The 19330-nt window shown below is 64.5% G+C and carries 15 protein-coding genes and 1 pseudogene; 7 read left to right on the top strand and 9 right to left on the bottom strand.

Features of this window, described 5'->3' with window-relative positions:
* Both AC56QP_RS16325 and AC56QP_RS16320 read left to right on the top strand, forming a co-directional pair.
* A complete protein-coding gene (locus AC56QP_RS16325) occupies positions 1 to 981 on the top strand; it encodes a 2-dehydropantoate 2-reductase (protein WP_489858982.1) in 981 nt (326 codons plus the stop codon).
* A 351-nt stretch (positions 982 to 1332) separates the two neighbouring features.
* Positions 1333 to 1971: a LuxR C-terminal-related transcriptional regulator gene (locus tag AC56QP_RS16320; protein ID WP_497100429.1), complete on the top strand. Its 639-nt coding sequence runs from the start codon at positions 1333 to 1335 to the stop codon at positions 1969 to 1971.
* A 111-nt stretch (positions 1972 to 2082) separates the two neighbouring features.
* On the opposite strand, the gene AC56QP_RS16315 is transcribed toward AC56QP_RS16320, so the two are convergent.
* From AC56QP_RS16315 to AC56QP_RS16285, 7 genes and pseudogenes are all read right to left on the bottom strand, one after another.
* Positions 2083 to 3885, bottom strand: coding sequence for an ABC transporter ATP-binding protein (locus AC56QP_RS16315; protein ID WP_489858984.1), 1803 nt, complete (start codon positions 3883 to 3885; stop codon positions 2083 to 2085).
* The gene (locus AC56QP_RS16310; protein ID WP_497100430.1) at positions 3882 to 4826 is read right to left on the bottom strand and encodes an acetamidase/formamidase family protein; all 945 of its coding nucleotides are present in this window, start codon (positions 4824 to 4826) and stop codon (positions 3882 to 3884) included. Before AC56QP_RS16310 ends, AC56QP_RS16315 begins: the two co-directional genes overlap by 4 nt.
* Positions 4816 to 6460 (bottom strand): annotated as a pseudogene (locus AC56QP_RS16305) (ABC transporter substrate-binding protein). Before AC56QP_RS16305 ends, AC56QP_RS16310 begins: the two are co-directional and overlap by 11 nt.
* 51 nt (positions 6461 to 6511) lie before the next feature.
* Entirely contained in the window at positions 6512 to 7432 is a 921-nt protein-coding gene (locus AC56QP_RS16300; RefSeq protein ID WP_489858986.1) for an ABC transporter permease, read from the bottom strand.
* Positions 7429 to 8295 carry an ABC transporter permease gene (locus tag AC56QP_RS16295; protein ID WP_489863578.1) on the bottom strand — a complete coding sequence of 289 codons (867 nt, stop codon included), beginning with the start codon at positions 8293 to 8295 and terminating at the stop codon, positions 7429 to 7431. The genes AC56QP_RS16300 and AC56QP_RS16295 overlap by 4 nt, the downstream gene beginning before the upstream one ends.
* A 19-nt stretch (positions 8296 to 8314) precedes the next feature.
* The gene (locus AC56QP_RS16290) at positions 8315 to 8932 is read right to left on the bottom strand and encodes an ANTAR domain-containing response regulator (protein WP_489858987.1); all 618 of its coding nucleotides are present in this window, start codon (positions 8930 to 8932) and stop codon (positions 8315 to 8317) included.
* A complete protein-coding gene (locus AC56QP_RS16285; protein WP_489858988.1) occupies positions 8929 to 10023 on the bottom strand; it encodes a transporter substrate-binding protein in 1095 nt (364 codons plus the stop codon). The genes AC56QP_RS16290 and AC56QP_RS16285 overlap by 4 nt, the downstream gene beginning before the upstream one ends.
* A gap of 456 nt (positions 10024 to 10479) precedes the next feature.
* Here AC56QP_RS16285 and AC56QP_RS16280 point away from each other — a divergent pair, with 456 nt between their 5' ends.
* The 3 genes from AC56QP_RS16280 (at position 10480) to AC56QP_RS16270 (ending at position 13167) form a co-directional block, all read left to right on the top strand.
* Positions 10480 to 11334 carry a MetQ/NlpA family lipoprotein gene (locus AC56QP_RS16280; protein ID WP_489858989.1) on the top strand — a complete coding sequence of 285 codons (855 nt, stop codon included), beginning with the start codon at positions 10480 to 10482 and terminating at the stop codon, positions 11332 to 11334.
* A 98-nt stretch (positions 11335 to 11432) separates the two neighbouring features.
* Positions 11433 to 12530 carry a methionine ABC transporter ATP-binding protein gene (locus AC56QP_RS16275; RefSeq protein WP_489858990.1) on the top strand — a complete coding sequence of 366 codons (1098 nt, stop codon included), beginning with the start codon at positions 11433 to 11435 and terminating at the stop codon, positions 12528 to 12530.
* Positions 12511 to 13167, top strand: a complete 657-nt coding sequence (locus tag AC56QP_RS16270; protein WP_489858991.1) for a methionine ABC transporter permease — start codon at positions 12511 to 12513, stop codon at positions 13165 to 13167. The genes AC56QP_RS16275 and AC56QP_RS16270 overlap by 20 nt, the downstream gene beginning before the upstream one ends.
* Before the next feature lie 97 nt (positions 13168 to 13264).
* Here AC56QP_RS16270 and AC56QP_RS16265 read toward each other — a convergent pair whose 3' ends face one another.
* Positions 13265 to 14968, bottom strand: a complete 1704-nt coding sequence (locus AC56QP_RS16265) for a hydantoinase B/oxoprolinase family protein (protein ID WP_489858992.1) — start codon at positions 14966 to 14968, stop codon at positions 13265 to 13267.
* Position 14969: 1 nt separating this feature from the next.
* Positions 14970 to 17054: a hydantoinase/oxoprolinase family protein gene (locus AC56QP_RS16260; RefSeq protein ID WP_489858993.1), complete on the bottom strand. Its 2085-nt coding sequence runs from the start codon at positions 17052 to 17054 to the stop codon at positions 14970 to 14972.
* Between the two features lie 220 nt (positions 17055 to 17274).
* Between AC56QP_RS16260 and AC56QP_RS16255 the strand changes: the two genes are divergently transcribed.
* Positions 17275 to 18102, top strand: a complete 828-nt coding sequence (locus AC56QP_RS16255; RefSeq protein ID WP_489858994.1) for a ferredoxin--NADP reductase — start codon at positions 17275 to 17277, stop codon at positions 18100 to 18102.
* Positions 18103 to 18255: 153 nt separating this feature from the next.
* Positions 18256 to 19311, top strand: a complete 1056-nt coding sequence (gene deoC / locus AC56QP_RS16250) for a deoxyribose-phosphate aldolase (RefSeq protein ID WP_489858995.1) — start codon at positions 18256 to 18258, stop codon at positions 19309 to 19311.
* The last annotated feature ends 19 nt before the right edge of the window (positions 19312 to 19330 follow it).

The raw sequence follows: 19330 nt of genomic DNA, 5'->3' as shown, positions 1-19330 counted from the left end.
ATGAAGATCACCATTTTTGGCGCCGGTGCGATCGGCGGCTATCTCGCGGCCAAGCTGGCGATCGCCGGCCGCACCGATCTTTCGATCGTCGCGCGTGGCCCCCATCTGGAGGCGATCAAGACAAGCGGACTTCGCCTGATCGAGGATGGCCAGGAATCGGTCGCCGCCGTCAGGGCCGCCGCGAAGCCCGAGGAGCTCGGCACCCAGGACTATGTCGTGCTGGCGCTGAAGGCCCATTCCCTCACCCCAGCGCTGGACCAGATCGCACCGCTGCTTGGGTCCAACACTGCTGTCGTCACCATGCAGAACGGCGTGCCATGGTGGTATTTCCACGGCGTTGGCGGGCCGCTCGAAGGCACGAGGTTGAACGCGGTCGATCCCGGCGGCGCGATCTGGCAACGGATCGGGCCGCAGCGCGTCATCGGCTCGGTCGTCTATCCCGCGGTCGAGGTTGATGCGCCCGGCCTCATCCGCCATGTCGAGGGCAAGCGTTTCTCGCTCGGCGAACCCTCGGGCGAGCGCAGCGAACGGGTCACGCTTCTAGCCGAGGAAATGGTCAAGGCCGGGCTGCAGGTGCCGGTGCGCGACGATATCCGCAGCGAAATCTGGGTGAAGCTGTGGGGCAATCTCTCCTTCAACCCGATCTCGGCGCTGACCGGCAGCACGCTGGCGGCGATCGTCGCCGACGAGGGCACCCGCACGCTGGCCCGCACCATGATGCTGGAGGCGCAGGCGATCGGCGAAAGCCTCGGCGTGCGCTTTCCGATCGCGGTCGACCGGCGCATCAAGGGCGCCGGCGATGTCGGTGAGCACAAGACCTCGATGCTGCAGGACCTGGAGCGTGGACGGCCGATGGAGATCGATGCGCTGGTGACGGCCGTCCAGGAACTCGGCCGACTGACGGACAAGCCTACCCCGACCATCGATGCGGTGCTGGCGCTGGTGCGCCGCCTCGCCATCGAACGCGGCTGCTATTCCTGAGCCGGTTCACCATGCTTTGGGCGTTTTCAAGCGCAGAGCAATTGCCTTCATCGGGCCAGCATATCGGGGCCGGTTGTTTCTCGGACCGCCGAAATCGCGGCCGAAATCGGCTTCGCTCCGCCGTGTGCCTTGTTTCACATACGCCGGCCTCGAATCCACGCTTACTAAGGAGGAGCTAAAACAGCGGCCTCGTTCTCAATGGGTGCGAGGGGCAGGAAGGGGTGGAGTTATGACAATTCAACCATACGAGACGGCCCAACGAAGCCTGTGCACTTTCGATATCGATCCTGATAACCCCCCGCATCCACGGCGACGGATATCGAGATCGCGATTATTGATGATCGACCTCTGATGTGCGACTGCCTGGCAAGAGGTCTCGCGGAAATCGAACCCGCATTTCGTTTCCAGCATTTCTCAAGCATCGAAGCCTTCGACGCGGCGGACCTGGAGGAGACCCAAAGGATCTCGACGGTCTTGATGTGCGTTATGTGGTCAAACTCCGAGGCAGACCACCATCTTGCCCGGATCGCCCACCTCAAGGCGACCAGACCTTCGGTGAATGCCATCATGTTGGCCGATATCGAGAATCTTGACGATGTTCTCAAGGCGATCGAAAATGGTGCGCGCGGCTACGTTCCGACGAGCGTCAGCTTGCAGGTTGCAGCCAAGGCCATTCATCTCGTGGCGGCAGGGGGGATTTTCATCCCGCCGAGTGTGCTTTTCCAGTCAGCGCAAAACGCCAAGGACAGCCAGCAGACGATCAAACAGCAGGCGCAAGACGACAACGTTTTTACGTCACGCCAGATTTCGGTCATAGAAGCGCTGCGTCGCGGGAAAGCGAACAAGATCATCGCCTATGAACTCAATATGTGTGAGAGCACGGTCAAGGTGCATGTTCGCAATATCATGAAAAAACTTCGCGCCCGGAATCGCACCGAAGTGGCTTACATCCTGAATACGGCGCCGTATGAGGGGCTCATCAGGAATTGATCGGCGGCAGCCGCGTGGTGCGCCATGATGCGTGACGCGATCGCAATCGCGTGATTGCAGCCGTGCCGTCCGAAGGCGGACGCACGGCTCGGACGGTCCAGGGCAGAACCCTCAGCTTCCGGCAGCAACAAGATGTCCGCCACCGACGTCGCTTAGGACCAGCCTCTGTGGGATCTCGCCGATCTTTCGCGTCGCGCTCGGTATCTCCTGGTCGAGGCGGGCGAAGCGGCTTCTTCGCTTGGCCGGGTCGGGCACCGGCACGGCTTCGATCAGCCGCCTGGTGTAGGGGTGGCGCGGGTTGGAAAACACCTGGTCGCGGGTTCCCATCTCGACGATCTGGCCGAGATACATGACGGCGACGCGGTCGGAGATGTTTTCGACCACCGCCATGTCATGCGAGATGAAGAGGTAGGCGACGCCGAATTCGCGCTGCAATTCCTTGAGCAGGTCAAGCACGCGCGCCTGCACCGAGACGTCGAGCGCCGAGACACTTTCGTCGGCAATGATCAGCTTCGGCCGCAAGGCGAGAGCGCGGGCGATGCAGACGCGCTGGCGCTGGCCGCCGGAAAATTCATGCGGATATAGCTCCATCTGGTCGGCGGACAGGCCGACGCGCTCGAATAGCGCCGCAACCCGCTCCCCTCGCTCTTCCTTCGAAGCGATGCCATGGATGACGAGCGGCTCGGCGACGAGGTCGCCGACGCGCATGCGCGGATCGAGCGAGGCATAAGGGTCCTGGAAAATCATCTGCACGTCGCGGCGCACGGCCTTGCGCTCGTCGCGGCCAAGGGCTGACAAATTGCGTCCGCCAACGACGATGTCGCCGGTGTAGGGCACCAGCCCGGCCAGCGCCTTAGCTGTGGTCGACTTGCCGCAACCGGACTCGCCGACCAGCGCCAGCGTCTCGTTGGGCGCGATCGAGAAGCTGACGCCTTCGACGGCGTGAACACGACGGGTGACCCGGCCAAAGACGCCGCCGCGCAGATCGAAGCGGACGTGCAGATCATCGACCACGGCGACATTGGCCGGCGCTGCCGTCCCGGCATCCCTGGATTTCTGCCGGCCGACGCCGGCGCCGATGCGCGGCACGGCGGCCAGCAACTTGCGCGTGTAGTCGGCTTGCGGCCGGGCGAAGATGTCTGATGTCTTTCCCTCTTCGACCATGCGGCCATGCCGCATGATGATGACGCGATCGGCCATTTCGGCGACCACGCCCATGTCGTGGGTGATGAGGATGACGCTGGTGCCATGCTCACGCTGCAGGTCGCGCAACAGCTCCAGCACCTCGCCTTGCACGGTGACGTCGAGCGCGGTCGTCGGCTCGTCGGCGATCAGCACATCGGGCTCGAGCGCCAGCGCCATGGCGATCATCACCCGCTGGCGCATGCCGCCGGACAGTTCGTGCGGAAACTGCTTCAGCCGGCTTTCGGCTTCGGAGATGCGCACCGCTTTCAGCGCCTCGATGGCGCGCTGGCGGGCCTGCGCCTTTGACAGGCTGGTGTGCGCCTCGATGGACTCAGTCAGTTGCCGGCCGATCGACAGCACCGGATTGAGCGAGGTCATCGGCTCTTGGAAGATCATGGCGATGCGGTCGCCGCGAATGCGCCGCATCTGCCGCTCGTCGAGCGTCGTGAGTTCGATCTCACCGAGGCGGATCGTACCGGATGAAATGCGGGCTGCGGGCTGCGGCAGCAGCTGCATGATCGCCAGGGCGGTCATCGACTTGCCGGAACCGGATTCTCCGGCAATGCACAGCGTTTCGCCGCGCTTAAGCGTCAGCGACAGGTTGGAGACGACCTCGCGCTCGCCGTCCTCGCCACGTACGCTGACGGAGAGGCTGGCGATGTCGAGCACCGTCCCAGCCGCCGCCGGAGCGGCGGCTCCGGTCCGCTTTTTGCCTGCGCGTGCGTTCATTCGAAAACGCAGCGCGGGAAGTAGAACGACACCACCCAGTTCGGCATGTCGACGATCTCGCTGATGCGGAGATCGCCGCACACCGAGGCCAGCATGTAGGCCTCGACCGGATCTATTCCGTAGCGGCCAGAGAGCAGGTCGACCATCTGCGCGACAGCCCCCCTGGCGCCGGCCATCAGGTCCAGGCCGATGCCGGTCGTGACCTCATAGCCCTTGGCGTCGAGATGGCGCGTCACCGGGCCCGAGGTGGTGAAGCGCGGCGTCTTCAGCCTGGCGTCCTTGACCAGGTCGAGCTTGAGCACGACATCCATCGGGCTTTCGATCGCCGTGCCGCAGACCTCGCCGTCGCCTTGCGCGGCGTGCGTATCGCCGACCGAGAACAGCGCACCGGCCACTTCCACCGGCAGATAGAGCGTGGTGCCGGCGGCGAGATCGCGGATGTCGAGATTGCCGCCGACGCGCCTCGGCGGCACCACCGAGTGGTGGCCCTTTTCCGCCAGCGCGTTGCCGATGGTGCCCGCGAAGGGTTTCAGCGGCACACGCGCATTCTTGCCGAACAGCGCCGGCTCGAGCGAGGCGGCGTCGTATTTCCAGATGTTGAGCGCCGGTTCCTTGAAGTCTTCGGCGAGCAGGCCAAAACCTGGAATGTTCGCCGTCCAGCCGAAGCCGGACGGCTTGAACATCTCGATCGTCACCTTGAGCGCGTCACCCGGCTCGGCACCCTCGACGAAGATCGGCCCGGTCACCGGGTTGACCTTGGCGAAGTCGAGCCTGGCGACATCGGCAACCGTGCTGTCGGCCTGAAGCTGGCCGCCCCCCGCATCAAGGCACTGGAACTCGATGGTCGAGCCGGGCGCCACCCGCTCGGCCGGGACAAACGAATTGTCCCAGCCGAAATGGTGATGGCGCCCGTGGATGGTGTAGTCGCAGTTATTGCACATCTTTTACATACACATTGTCGTAGTTGATGGGGACGTGGACCGGGTCGACATAGAGGTTGTCGGCGCCGCCCATGCGGGCAGATTTCATGGTGAAGCGCTGTTCGTTGAAGACCGGCGCCCACGGCGCGTCAGCCATGATCTTGGCGTAGATGGCGCTCCACATCTTGTTGCGCTCCGCGGATTTCGCCGGGTCGACGATCGAGATCGGCTTCCGCCGCCTTGGCGTCGAGATCCTTGTTGCAATACCATGACCAGTTCCAGCCGCCCGGCACAGCGCCGGCGCAACCGAGGATCGGGCCGTAGAAGTTCGACGGATCCGGGAAGTCGGCGATCCATCCCATGCCACCGGACCAGATCATCGGCGCGCCGGCCTTGTCGCCGCCGGCGGCGATGACGTTGGCCTGGGCCAGCGCCTGGATACTGGCCTTGATGCCGATGGCCGCCAGATCCTGCTGGATCGCCTGGGCGATGCGCGGGTTGGGGTCGGTGTTCATGGCGAACAATTGCGTGTCGAAACCATCGGGATGACCGGCCTCGGCGAGCAATGCCTTGGCCTTGGCGACGTCATAGGGATAGCCCTTGAACTCCTTGTCGTAGCCCGGCATCGACGGCGGCAGCGGCTGGTTGGCCGGCACGGCGCGGCCGTTGATGATCTGGATGATGCGGGCCTTGTTGATCGCCATGTTGACGGCCTGGCGCACCTTCACATTATCGAACGGCGCCATGGTGGTGTTCATGGTGATGTAGCCGGTATGCAACTGGCCACCCTCGACGACTCGTGCCTTCTGCTCCGGATCGGCCATCACCTCTTGGAATTTTGCCGGCGGAATGCCGTCCAGGGGCAGGTCGATCTCGCCTTTCTGCATGCGCAGCAGCGCCACGATCGGTTCCTGGCCAACCTCGAAGGTGATCTTGTCCAGGTGCGGCAGGCCCTTGTGCCAATAATCAGGATTGCGCTCGAAGACGATGCGCTGGCCAAGCGTCCATTCGGCGAGCTTGAAGGCGCCGGTGCCGACCGGATGCTTGCCGAAATCGGCGCCGTATTTCTCGACCTCTTCCTTCGGCACGACATGCGAGAAGTTGATGGCCATGACATGCAGGAAGGTGGCGTCGGGGCGGGTCAGCTCGAACTTGACGGTGTAGGGGTCGACCACGGTGACGCCGGCCAGGCTTTCGGCCTTGCCGGCGGCGACATCGTCATAGCCCTTGATCGAGCCGAAGAAGCCGGCGCCGGGGCTCTGCGTCTTCGGATTGGTGACGCGGTCGAGCGAATATTTCACGTCGTCGGCGGTCATCTCGCGGCCATTGTGGAATTTGACGCCGTGACGCAGCTTGAAGGTGAAGGTCTTGCCGTCGGGCGAGATGTCATAGCTTTCGGCGAGGTCGGGCTTCAGCTTGGTCGTCCCCGGCTCATAATCCATCAGCCCGTCGAACAGGCTCTTGATCATCGACCAGTTCTGCCAGTCGTAACCGATCGCCGGGTCGAGCGTGGTGACATCGTCCTTGTAGGTGGCGATGATTTCGCCGCCTTGCTTGGCGTTCGGATCGATTGTGTCCTCGGCACGGGCGCTCGTCATGCCAAGCATCAGCGCCAGCGCCGATGCCGCTACCGTGGAGGCCAGAAATCTTCTCATTTCGTGTTCCCTTTCTCTGGTTGTTTTCTTGGTTTCATCTGAGCTTGATGCTCATCTCAGTTTGATACGGGGGTCGATGAAGGGCGCGATGATGTCGGCGAGCAGGTTGCCGAGCACGATGGCGAAGGCCGACACCAGCGTGACGCCCATGATGATCGGGATGTCGACGCGCTGGATGGCCTGCCAGGCGAGCTGGCCAATGCCGGGCCAGCCGAACACGCTTTCGACGACGACGATACCGCCCATGAAGATGCCGATGTCGATGCCGATCATGGCGATGACCGGCAGGATGGCGTTGGGCAGGGCATGGCGAAAAAGGATGGCGCCGCGCGCCAGGCCCTTGGCGCGGGCCGTGCGCACATAGTCCTGGCGCAGCACGTCGATCATCGATGAGCGCATCATGCGCGCGTACCAGCCGGCGCCGAGGATGCCCATGGTCAGCGAGGGCAGCACGAGATGGCGCCAGGTGCCGTAGCCACCGATCGGAAACCAGCTCAGCCGCACGGCAAAGACGTAGAGCAGCAGCAGGCCGACGACGAATTGCGGCGCCGAGACGCCGACGAAGGAAGCGACCATCAGCGTCTGGTCGGTGGCGGTGCCGCGCTTGACGGCGGCGATCAGCCCCATGCTCAGGCCGATCAGCAGTTCGCACAGGATGGCGCCGACCATCAGCAAAAGGCTGGCCGGCAGCCTTGAGACAATCAGTTCGGTGACCTCGGAACGCTGGATGTAGGAGCGGCCGAGATCGCCGCTGGCGAGCTTCACTAGATAGCGCCAGAACTGGATGACGAAGGGCTGGTCGAGGCCGAGCTGCTGGCGGATGTTCTCGACCGTCTGCGGCGTGGCGCTGCGGCCGGCGATTTGGCGTACAGGATCGGCCGGCAACAGATAGAGCAGCGCGAAGGTGATCAGCGAGACGCCGAGCAGGATGAGCAGCGACTGGATGAGGCGGCGGCCGAGATAGGCGATCATGCCCGGCCCCTCTGCGTCGGATCGAGAATGTCGCGCAGCGCATCGCCGATCAGGTTGAAGGCCAGTGCCAGTGCCAGGATCGCCGCACCGGGAAAGAACACCAGCCAGGGTGCGGCCTGGAAGTAGGTCTGGTTCTCGAAGATGATGTTGCCCCAGGACGCCGTCGGCGGCTGCACGCCGATGCCGAGGAAGGAGAGCGTCGCCTCGAGCAGCACCGTGGTCGAAATGCCGAGCGTGCCCCAGACGATGATGGTCGGTAAGAGATGCGGCAGGATGTGGCGAAACAGGATGCGTGGCGCGCTCGCCCCGATGGTGCGTTCGGCGTCGATGAACTCGCGCTCGGCCAATGAACTCGTCTCGGTGTAGATGACGCGCGCGGTCTGCACCCAGTTGACCAGCGCGATGACCATGGCGACGATCCACAGGCTGGGCTCGAACACCGCCGCCAGGCAAATGGCGAGCAGCAGCGCCGGAAACGCCATCATCAGGTCGGTGAAGCGCATCAGCGCGCCACCGATCCAGCTGCGGAAATAACCGGCAACAACGCCGACCAGCGTGCCGATCAAAAGCGCCACACCGTTGGCGATGATGCCGATGATCAGCGAGGTGCGGGCGCCGTAGAGGATGCGGGTCAAGAGGTCGCGGCCGAGCAGGTCGGTGCCCAGCCAGAATTGAGAATTGGGCGGCAAGGGCGAGCCTTCCAGCGTCAGGCCGTCGAACATCTGCTCGTTGGGATCATAGCCGGTCAGCCATGGCGCCAGCACGGCGCCGGCAACGACGATGGCGACGATCACCAGGCCGAGCATTGCCAGGCGGCGTTTGACCAGCCGGCGCCAGACGCCGGCACGCGGCTTGACCGGCATGCGCCCGGCGGCCGGGAGATCAGGCGCGATGGGACTGGTCATCGCCGCCTTCTTCCCCCGTTGCTTCTTCGCTTGTCATCGCCACGATCCGGCGCGCGGCATCCTCGACGCTGATCTGCCAGCTCATCGCCAGCGAGCGCAGTTGCGCATAGGCGCGGTCGTCGTCGGTGCCTTTCGACAGCGCCGTCACGGCGCGCACGATGGTCTGGCGTTCGGCGACGCGCTGGCGAAGCGACGCGATTTCGCTGGCCAGATGCTTGCGTGCCTCGAAACTCTGCCGCGCGATCAGCAGCGCGCTGTAGACGCCGGCAGTGCCGACCGGCTTCAAGAGCTGGGCATCGGCCTTGTGCGACAGCGCCCACTCGATACGGCCGGGTGCCTCCGAGCCGATCAGCGCCACCAGCGGCATCGGCGCCTCGCCCGGCTTCCATGGAAACTGCTCGTCGAAGCCGAGATCGGCGTCGAAGAAGACGAAATCGGCGGCCAGCGCTTCTGGCGGCAGTTCCGGCCAGCAGTCCAGCGTGATCAGGCCGATGGCCGACAATTGCCTGGTGATCGCCTGCACCGTCGGATGCGGGCGATGCAGGATGAAGGCCCTGGCGCCACCGAGATTGGGGATGCGCGGCGTCCTGGTCACGACACGACCCTCAGGCGGGGACGGCCGAATGTCCTGGCGGGGTCGTAACGCGACAGATAGGGGTCCGGCGCGACCTCGTCCTCGCGGCTGACGATCTCGAAGAAGCCATCCGCGATCCGCCCGATGATCACCGGCAGCGTCGCGTGCTGGGAGTGGGCGTCGATGGCGATCGGCCCGAGCCGGGTGGAGAAGCGGCGCTCGGCGAAGGCCCTGGAAAACTCCGCCGGACCAGCGTCGGGATCGCGGGAGAGCACGTCGGCCATCACCTGCACCGACGCATAGGCGGACGCCTCGAAGGACGAGCCGAAAGCGGCCGGCCGCGGCGCGAAATACGGCCCGACCGACAAGTGCCCTTTGCCGGATTCACCGATTGCCGGCAGCTCGCCCTCGGTGAGGTTGCAGGAGATGACAGGGCAGGTTTCGGGGCTGAAGGCGGGATCCTCGTCGCCCAGGTCGCGATAGGCCGCCAGGAAGGCGTAAGACGAGGTGCCGATCAGATTGTTGAGGATGAAGTTCGGCCGCGTGGCCCGGATTTCCCCGATCAGGCGCGACACGTCGGTCTCGCCGATGCGCAGATAGCGCTCGCCCAGGACCTTGCCGCCGGCATCGGCGATCAGGTCGCGCGCGACGCGGTTCATCTCCCAGCCCCAGATATAGTTCGAGCCGAGCAGGAAGCCGTTGGCGCCGAAGCGCGGCACGACATGGGCCATAAGCGGCACCAGGTGCTGGTTGGGGCAAGCGTGCATGTAGACGACATGCTCATTGGCCTCGAACCCCTCATAGGGGCAGGCGTACCAGAGCATCCCGCCCGCTTTCTCCAGGACGGGGATGGTCTCCTTGCGGCTCCAGGACGTGACGCAGCCGACGACATGGCGCGCGCTGCTGGTCTTGAAAATGTCCTCGCACAAGGTCGCGTAGCGATCGGCATTGCTTTGCGGATCGCGCTCGACCGGCACAAGCTCGATGCCTGAGCTCCGATCGGCGTTGATGTCGGCGATCGCGCGCATGGCGCCCATCCGGCACGCATCGGACACGAGCTGATAGCTCCCCGAGCGGGAATAGAGGATGCCGATCTCGATACGCCGTTTCAAACAGATCCCCAAAAATAACAATGCCCCGCAGCCACCGCCGGCGAGGCGAGGCATACGAGGCATTCTTGCCACCCGGCGATCAGAGCCGGTATTTTGCCCTAGCGTATTCGGTACGGCGGGTCAGTCAAGCGGGAAAAGTGCTACGCTCAACTCAACCCTGCTCCACCTGCATCCGGCGCCACGCGGCCGGAGCCTTGTCAACCCGTGCGCGGAAGACCCTTGAGAATAGGCCGGGTTGTCGAAGCCGATCTCATAGGCGATGCCGCTACGGTGCGCGCGGGTCGACCCCGGCGGTGTCTTGTGCTCGCTGCCTTGAAATTTTTGAGAGAATATTCCCGGTATTGAGGGCAACCACGAAACGCGGTTCTTTGATAAATTCGATAGAATATCTGACGATGCGATCAAGGCTGAGCAATCCGTTTGGCTGCCATGACTTTACAACCGCAGAGATCAATCATGTCCGACTTCAAAAACACTTTGCCATCTTCCCTTTGGTCAACCCTCAACCGACGCGGTGGTCTTGCTCTGCTGTTCGCGTCTGCCGTGGCGATTGGCAGCCTGTTGGCGCCCAACGCGTTGTTCGCCGAGGACAAGAAGTCGATCAAGGTCGGCATCATCAGCGGCGAGGATGAAGATGTCTGGCGGGTCGTCGACGCGCAGGCGGCCGAAAAGGGCCTCACCGTCGAGACCGTGGTGTTCAACGACTACACCCAGCCCAACGAGGCACTGGAGCGTGGCGAAATCGACGCCAACGCCTTCCAGCACCAACCCTATCTCGACAACCAGATCAAGACTCAAGGGTACCACATCGTCCGCGTCGGCTACACCGGCGTCTGGCCGATCGGCCTCTACTCGAAGAAATACAGCAAGGTTGCCGACCTGCCCGAGGGCGCGGTCATCGGCGTGCCGAACGATCCATCCAATGAAGGCCGGGCGCTGCGCGTGCTGCAGAACGAGGGCGTGATCAAGCTGAAGGACGGCACCGGCATTCTCGCCACCACCGCCGACATCGCCGAGAATGCCAAGAAAGTGGTGATCAAGGAGCTCGACGCCGGCATCGTCGGCCGCTCGATCGAGGATCTCGATGCCGCCGTGGTCAACACCGACTGGGCGCTGAAAAGCGGCCTGACGCCGGAAAACCGCATCGCGCAGGAGCCCATCGCCGACAATCCCTACCGCAACTTCATCGCGGTGAAGGCCGGCAATGAGAACGAGGCCTGGGTGAAGACGCTGGTGGCTTCCTATCAGAACGAGGCTGTGAAGGCCGAGTTCGACAAGGTCTACAAGGGCACCGGCCTCAGCGCCTATTGAGAGCATCCGCGACCGGACGCCCGGTTCGAGAGCAATGGCGGTCCGCGGTTGAGCGCGGGCCGCGATTGCGTTTTCGGATGGCGAGAACAGGAACACGCATGAACCAGCATTTCACGGCATCCGTGGACACCATCGATGCGACCGAGGGCCGGCCTGACGCGTCGCAGGACGTCGTACGCCTTGTCGAGCTGAAGCGCCGCTTCGGCGCGACGGCGGCGCTCGACGGTGTCTCGCTGACGGTGCGCAAGGGCGAGATTCTCGGCATCATCGGCCGCAGCGGCGCCGGCAAATCGACGCTGATCCGCTGCTTGAACGGTCTGGAGCGACCCGATTCCGGTGAGGTGTTCATCGAAGGCCGCGAGATCAGCCGGCTCGGGGAGCGCGACCTACAGCCGCTGCGGCGGCGCATCGGCATGATCTTCCAGCACTTCAACCTGCTGTCGGCCAAGACCGTCGAGGACAATGTGGCGCTGCCGCTCAAGATCGAGGGCCGGCCGAAGGCCGAGCGGCTGCGGCGTGCGGCCGAGCTGCTCGATCTCGTCGGTCTGTCGGAGAAGGCAAAAGCCTATCCGGCGTCGCTGTCGGGCGGCCAGAAGCAGCGCGTCGGCATCGCCAGGGCGTTGGCGGCCCGGCCGGCGCTGCTGTTGTCGGACGAAGCCACCTCGGCGCTCGATCCGGAGACGACGCGTTCCATCCTTGCCCTGCTGAAGGACATCAACCGGCAGCTTGGCCTGACCATCCTGCTGATCACCCATGAGATGGAGGTAGTCCGCTCGATCGCCGACCGGGTCGCGGTGATCGACGCCGGGCGGATCGTCGAGGAAGGGCCGGTTTGGTCGGTGTTCGCCGATCCGCGCTCTGACATCACCCGCAGCCTGCTCGGCACCATCCGGCCGCAGCTGCCGGCCGAACTGGCGGCCCGGCTGGCGCCGGGGGTCGGCACGGAAATGATCCTGCGCGTCGACGTGGCCGGCGAGGCCGCGCGCGGCCCGCTGCTCTCGGATCTCGCGGCAATGGTCCCCGGTCCGTTCCGCCTCGTCCATGGCGGCATCGACCACATCCAGGAGCAGCCCGTCGGCACGCTGTTCCTTTCAGTTCCTGGCGACGATGCACGACATCTCGCCGAAGTGATCACATTCCTGAAGTCCCGCCAGGCGCGGGTGGAGGTGCTTGGCCATGTCGCCCATTCTGTTTGAGCTTCTGCTGCGTTCGATCTGGGAAACGGTGCTGATGACAGCCGCGTCCGGCCTCATCTCGCTGGTTTTCGGCCTGCCGCTCGGGCTGGCGCTGGTCGCCACCGATCGCGGCGGCATCGCCGGAAGCCCGTGTGTCAACCGCGCGCTCGGAGCCGTCATCAACGGCTTCCGTTCGGTGCCCTTCATCATCCTTCTGGTGGCGCTCATCCCGGTGACGCGGCTGATCGTCGGCACCTCGATCGGCACGTGGGCGGCCATCGTGCCGCTGTCGATTGCCGCCACGCCCTACTATGCGCGCATCGCCGAAGTGTCGCTGCGTGAGGTCGACCACGGGCTGATCGAGGCGGCGCGCGCCATGGGCGGCAACCGCTGGACGATCATCCGCGAGGTGCTGGTGCCCGAAGCGCTGCCCGGCATCGTCGCCGGCTTCACGGTGACGCTGGTGACGCTGATCGGCGCTTCAGCCATGGCCGGCGCGATCGGCGCCGGCGGGCTCGGCGACCTCGCCATCCGCTACGGCTATCAGCGTTTTGAGACCAGCGTCATGGTCGCCGTGGTCATCGTGCTGATCATCCTGGTCTGCGGCATCCAGTGGGCGGGTGACCGGCTGGTGGCGAGGCTGGATCGGAGAGGGTAAGACTTAAGCCGGCTAACTATGCTCTCGACCTGACACCCTCAGGATCGAAGAATCGTGTTGATGTAATGCGCCGAACAGTGCGGTCCGATGCGCGAGATCAGGACGCCAGGCCCGCCGGCGCGACCCCGAACAGGTCCTCGGCTTGCTCGGCCGTATAGTAGCCAAGTCTGACATCCCGAGCGACCAGTTCCGGGTCCCGCTCAAGCGGATCGCCATAGCCGCCACCGCCCGGGGTGCCGACGCGCACGCGGTCGCCGGCCTTCAAGGCGATGTCCTGCTCCTTGGAGAGATGCGGCGGCACATGGGCCTCGCCGTCGCGGAAGACGGTAACCGTGTTGACCGCGCCGTCCTTGCCGCCGAGTGCGCCTTGCGGGCCGAAACGGCCGTGATCCATGACGAAGGAGGCGCGGGCGTCGCCACGCAGGATTTCGACCTCATAGGCGAGGCCAAAACCGCCGCGATGCTTGCCGGCACCGCCGGAGCCCTCGCGCAAGGCATAGTGACGGTAGAGCACGGGAAAGGCCTGTTCCATGATCTCGACCGGCGGTGACTTGGAGATGCCGATGGTCGAGCAGCCGTTGGTCAACCCGTCATGGCCGGCATTGCCGCCATAGCCGCCGCCGGAGATCTGGTACATGACGTAGTCGCGGCCGCGTGCCGGGTCGTTGCCGCCGAGCGCGAAATTGCCGCTGGAGCCGGCCGGAGCCGCCGTCACCTTTTCCGGCAGTGCCTGCACCATGGCCGCGAACACCGCCTCGGCGATGCGCTGCGACACTTCGGCGGCGCAACCCGAAACCGGGCGCGGATATTTGGCGTCGAGGAACGTGCCTTCCGGCCGCTTGACATCAAGCGGCTCGAAGGCGCCGGCGCTGATCGGCACGTCTGGGAAAATATGACGCATGGCGAGATAGACCGAGGACAAGGTCGTCGCCAGCACGCTGTTCATCGGCCCGGCGCAGGGCTTTGACGAGCCGGCGAAGTCGAAGGTCAGCGTGTCGCCCCGTTTCTCGACAGCGAGCGCTATGGTCAGCGGCTCGTTGACCACGCCGTCGGAATCGACAAAGGCCTTGGAGCGATAGGTGCCGTCGGGAATGGCCGCGATGTTGGCGCGCATCTGTTCGGCGGCGCGGCGGCGCAATTCGGCGATCGCCTCGACAACCGTTTCGTCACCGTAACGATCCAGGATTCCGTTAAGCCGGTCCTGGCCGATCAGCAGCGCGGCGGCCTGGGCCCTGATGTCGCCGATGCGCTGGTCGGCGACGCGGATGTTGGAGCAGATGATGGCGTAGATCTCGGGATCGAGCACGCCTTTCTTGAACAGTTTGACCGGTGGCAGCCGCAGGCCTTCCTGCTCGACAGCCGTCGCCGAAGCCGAGAAGCCACCCGGAACGGAGCCGCCAATGTCGGGCCAATGGCCGGTGTTCGACAGCCAGCAAAAGATCTTTCCGTCCCTGTAGACCGGCATGGCGAAACGCACGTCCATCAGATGGGTGCCGCCAAGATAGGGATCGTTGACGATGTAGATGTCGCCGGGCTCCGGCGGCAGGCAACGGCCGTCGGCGATCATTTCGATCACCGTCCTGGTCGAATACTGCATGACCCCGACAAACACCGGCAGGCCCTGGCTGCCTTGCGCGATCAGCGAGCCGTCGACGGCCGAATAGATGCCGTCGGAGCGGTCATTGGCTTCGGCGATCACAGGCGAAAAGGCGGCGCGCGAAAAGGTCAGGTCCATCTCGTCGCAGACCTGTTGCAGGGCCGCCTGGAGGACTGACAGGGTGATGGCGTCGAGCTTTGCCATATCAGGCCTCGCCAATGTCGATGATGATGTTGCCGTCGGCGTCCGAGCGTGCGTGGTCGCCAGGTTCGAGCACGGTGGTGGCGTCCATCTGTTCGAGGATCGCCGGGCCTACGATGACCGCGTCGAGCGGCAGCTTTTCGCGGGCGTAGACCGGCGTGCGGTGCCAGCGTCCGCCATACCAGACCGGCCGGATCTCGCGTCGTGCCTCGTCGATCGTCTTTGCGCGCCCGGCCGGGTCGATCAGTCGCGACAGGTCGATCGCCGGCCTGACACCGGTGACCGAAGTGTTGAGATTGACCAGATTGGCGCGGATTTCCGGCAGTTCGACCTTGAAGCGGGCGAAATAGGCTTTTTCGAACAGAAGCTGCAGCTCGTGCCGGGTCACCAACGACGACGGCAGCGGCACATTGATGATGTGCGTCTGGCCAACGAACTGCATGTCGGCGGAGTGGGTGACGCGGATCGTCTCCGGCTTCACCGCTTCCTTGCCGATCAGCTCTTCACCTTCGTTTCGGTGCCGTTCCAATACAGCGTGAAGCTGGGCTTCATCGAGCATAGCCACGGGCTGGTTGACCGTGTTGACGAAGTCGTGGCGCAAGTCGGCGACGACGCAGCCGAGCGCGTTGGTGATGCCGGGCCGTGCCGGCACCAGCACCTTCGGCAGGCCGAGTTCGCGCGCCAAAGCGGTGGCATGCAGCGGCCCGGCGCCGCCGAAGGCGAACAGCGCGAAATCGCGCGGATCATGGCCGCGCGACACCGAGACCATGCGGATGGCACCGGCCATCTTCATGTTGCCGAGCCGCAGCACCGCCCCCGCCGCCTCGACGCCGGACAGGCCGGTGGCCTTGCCTATCCTGTCTTCGAAGATGCCGGTGACGCGCTCGACAGTGACCGGATTTTCGACCGCCAGCAGCTTCTTCGGCGCCAGCCGGCCGAGCACCAGGTTGGCGTCGGTGATGGTCGGCTCGAGGCCGCCGCGCCCGTAGCAGATCGGGCCGGGATTGGCGCCGGCACTTTCCGGGCCGATCTGGATCAGGCCGGCCGCGTCGACGCGGGCGATCGAGCCGCCGCCGGCGCCCACAGTGTGCACCGCCACCATCGGCACATGGATCGGCATCGCATATTCGATCTCGATCTCGTTCGAGACCGCCGGCTCGGCATTGCGGATCAGCGCCACGTCGGTCGAGGTGCCGCCCATATCGTAGGTGACGAGGTTTTCGAAGCCGGCGCGCTTTCCCGTATAGGCGGCGGCGATGACGCCGGAGGCCGGACCCGACATCACCGTCTTGGCCGACTCACGCGTGACGAAGCGGGCCGAGATCATGCCGCCATTGCCGTTCATGATCAGGAAGTCGCGGGCATAGCCTTTTGCGCCCAGCTCCTTGCGCAGCCGCTCGACATAGCGCTCGAGGATCGGCTGCACCGAGGCGTTGACCGAGGCGGTGACGCCACGCTCGAATTCGCGCGCTTCCGACAGCAGCGCATGGCCCGCCGTGATGTAACCGTTCGGCCAGAGTTCGGCGGCGATTTCGGCGGCGCGCCGCTCATGCGCAGGGTTGGCGTAGGAATGCAGGAAATGGATGACGAGGGATTCGCAGCCGGCGTCGATCAGCGTCTTCACCGCCTCGCGCATTTCGGCCTCGTCGAGCGGCGTGCGTACGGTCCCCGATGCTTCGACGCGCTCCGACACTTCCAGCCTGAGATTGCGCGGAATGATCGGCACGAAGCTGCCGGTCATGCCATAGGCCTGCGGCCGGGTGCGCCGGCCAAGCTCGATCACGTCGCGAAAACCGCGCGTGGTGATCATGCCGGTCTTCGCCAGCCGGCGTTCCAGCACCGCGTTGGTGGTGGTGGTCGTGCCGTGCACGATGAGGTCGATGCCGTCGATCGGAAATCCGGTGGCGCCGAGCGCCGAAACGACGCCGAACGCCTGGTTGTCGACCGTGGTCGTGGTCTTGGCGATATGCACCCGGCCACCGTCGCGGCCATCGATCAGAAGCAGGTCGGTGAAGGTTCCGCCGACATCGATGCCGGCGACGACGCTGCCCAGGGAATCCGGCGGCTGCACCGAAAAATTCTCTTTCATTGTCGAAACCCGAAATGCCCGGACTACGGATATGGCACAGTTTGGAAAGGTGTTTCGCGGCGGTATCTTGACGCAAATATCGTTTGTATACTAATAAATTCCGGACACAAGAGCTTACGCTTCGGAGTGTGCGAGCGGCACGCTGGAACCTGAACGGTTCGGGCGCGCAGGAAAAGGTTTGGTGCCCGCGTCCGCGAGTTGGGCCAGAAGGTTGGATTTGATGAACACCACATCCGCGCTCAACATCGCTGGCGCCCGTCCGCTGCAATTCCCGATTCCGGCCAATGTCTATGCCGAAACCGTCGTCTCGGTGAAGCATTATACCGACCGGCTGTTCTCGTTCCGAATCACCCGTCCGCAATCGCTGCGCTTCCGGTCCGGCGAATTCGTCATGATCGGCCTGCCCAATGCCGAGAAGCCGGTGTACCGGGCCTATTCGGTGGCCAGCCCGGCCTGGGACGACGAGCTGGAATTCTTCTCGATCAAGGTGCCGGACGGCCCGCTGACCTCGGAACTGCAGAAGATCCAGGTTGGCGATACCGTCATCATGCGCCAGAAGTCGACCGGCACGCTGGTGCTGGACGCACTGACGCCCGCAAAGCGCCTGTTCATGATCTCGACCGGCACCGGCATCGCGCCTTTCGCCAGCCTGCTGCGCGACCCCGACACCTATGAGAAGTTCGAGCAGGTCATCCTGACCCACACCTGCCGCGACGTTGCCGAACTCACCTATGGTCAGGAGCTGGTCGCGGCGCTCGAAAGCGACCCGCTGATCGGTGAACTGACCGGCGGCCGCGTCACCCTCTACAATTCGACGACCCGCGAAGAGTCGGCATGCATGGGCCGCATCACCGCGCTGATCGGCTCCGGCAAGTTCTACACCGATCTCGGCATCGACAGGCTCAATCCGGAAACCGACCGGATCATGATCTGCGGCTCGATGCACATGCTCAAGGACGTCAAGGAACTGGCCGAAAGCCTTGGCTTCGAGGAGGGCTCGCTCAGCCATCCGGCGAGCTTTGTCGTGGAACGCGCCTTCGTCGGCTGAGACCCGGTCGCGTCGTTCCAGGAACGGCTTTTGACCATGCGGTCAAAAACTAGCTGCTTTGGCGACCTTTTTCCGCTATTGGTGCCCGAAGGACTCGTGAAGGACGACTTCGCGGGCTATCCTCGGCATGATCGCTGAACAAAGGGGCAGGAGATGAGCAGCACAATCCGCGAAGCCGAGCTCGGTGCCAGCGCATCCAAGGTGACGCCGCTGCCGGCGCGCGCCGCCGCCAATACCCCAATACCGCTGGATCATCGCATCGCGCGCAATCCCGGCATGAAGCTCGACCTCGGCTTCATGGAATCGATGCGCAACGTCAACCGCTCGGCGCTCGAACGGCGTGTCGCCAGCCTGACCAAGCGGCGCTCGATCAAGGCCGACAACCAGGCGGCATGGCTGTTGCGCGCCATCGCCTGCATGGATTTGACCACACTGAATTCCAACGACACCGAAGAGCGCGTGCGCCGGCTCTGCGCCAAGGCGATCAACCCGTTTCGTCGCGACATTGTCGAGAGCCTCGGCATCGCAGGTGAAATCATCCGCCCGGCCGCGGTCTGCGTCTACCATCCCTTCGTCGCCACGGCCGTCGAGGCCGTGCGCGGCACCGGCATTCATGTCGCCGCTGTTTCCACCGCCTTTCCGCATGGCCTCGCGCCGCTGTCGACCCGCCTGCAGGAAATCGAGGCCTCGGTGAAGGACGGCGCCGACGAGATCGACGTCGTCATTCCGCGCGGTCTGGTGTTCGGCGCCAAATGGCGGGAGCTTTACAATGAGATCGTCTCGATGCGAGCGGCCTGCGGCGACGCGCATCTGAAGGTCATTCTCGGCACCGGCGACCTCGCCACGCTGCGCAATGTCATGCTGGCCTCGATGGTGGCGATGATGGCCGGCGCCGACTTCATCAAGACCTCGACCGGCAAGGAAAGCGTCAACGCGACGCTGCCTGTCGGGCTGGCCATGGTGCGCGCCATCCGCGCCTATTTCGAGGAGACCGGCTATCTCATCGGCTTCAAGCCAGCCGGCGGCATTTCCACGGCGAAAGCCTCGCTCGACTGGCTGGTGCTGATGAAGGAAGAGCTCGGCCGGCCGTGGCTGGAACCTGACCTGTTCCGCTTCGGCGCGTCGAGCCTGCTGACCGACATCGAGCGTCAGCTCGAGCACCACCTGACCGGTCACTATTCGGCCAATCATCGCCACGCGATGGCTTGAGCATTCCACCCCGATCGGC

Source organism: Mesorhizobium sp. RCAM 05104, assembly GCF_059683645.1.
This window is presented reverse-complemented; position numbering and strand designations above follow the sequence as displayed.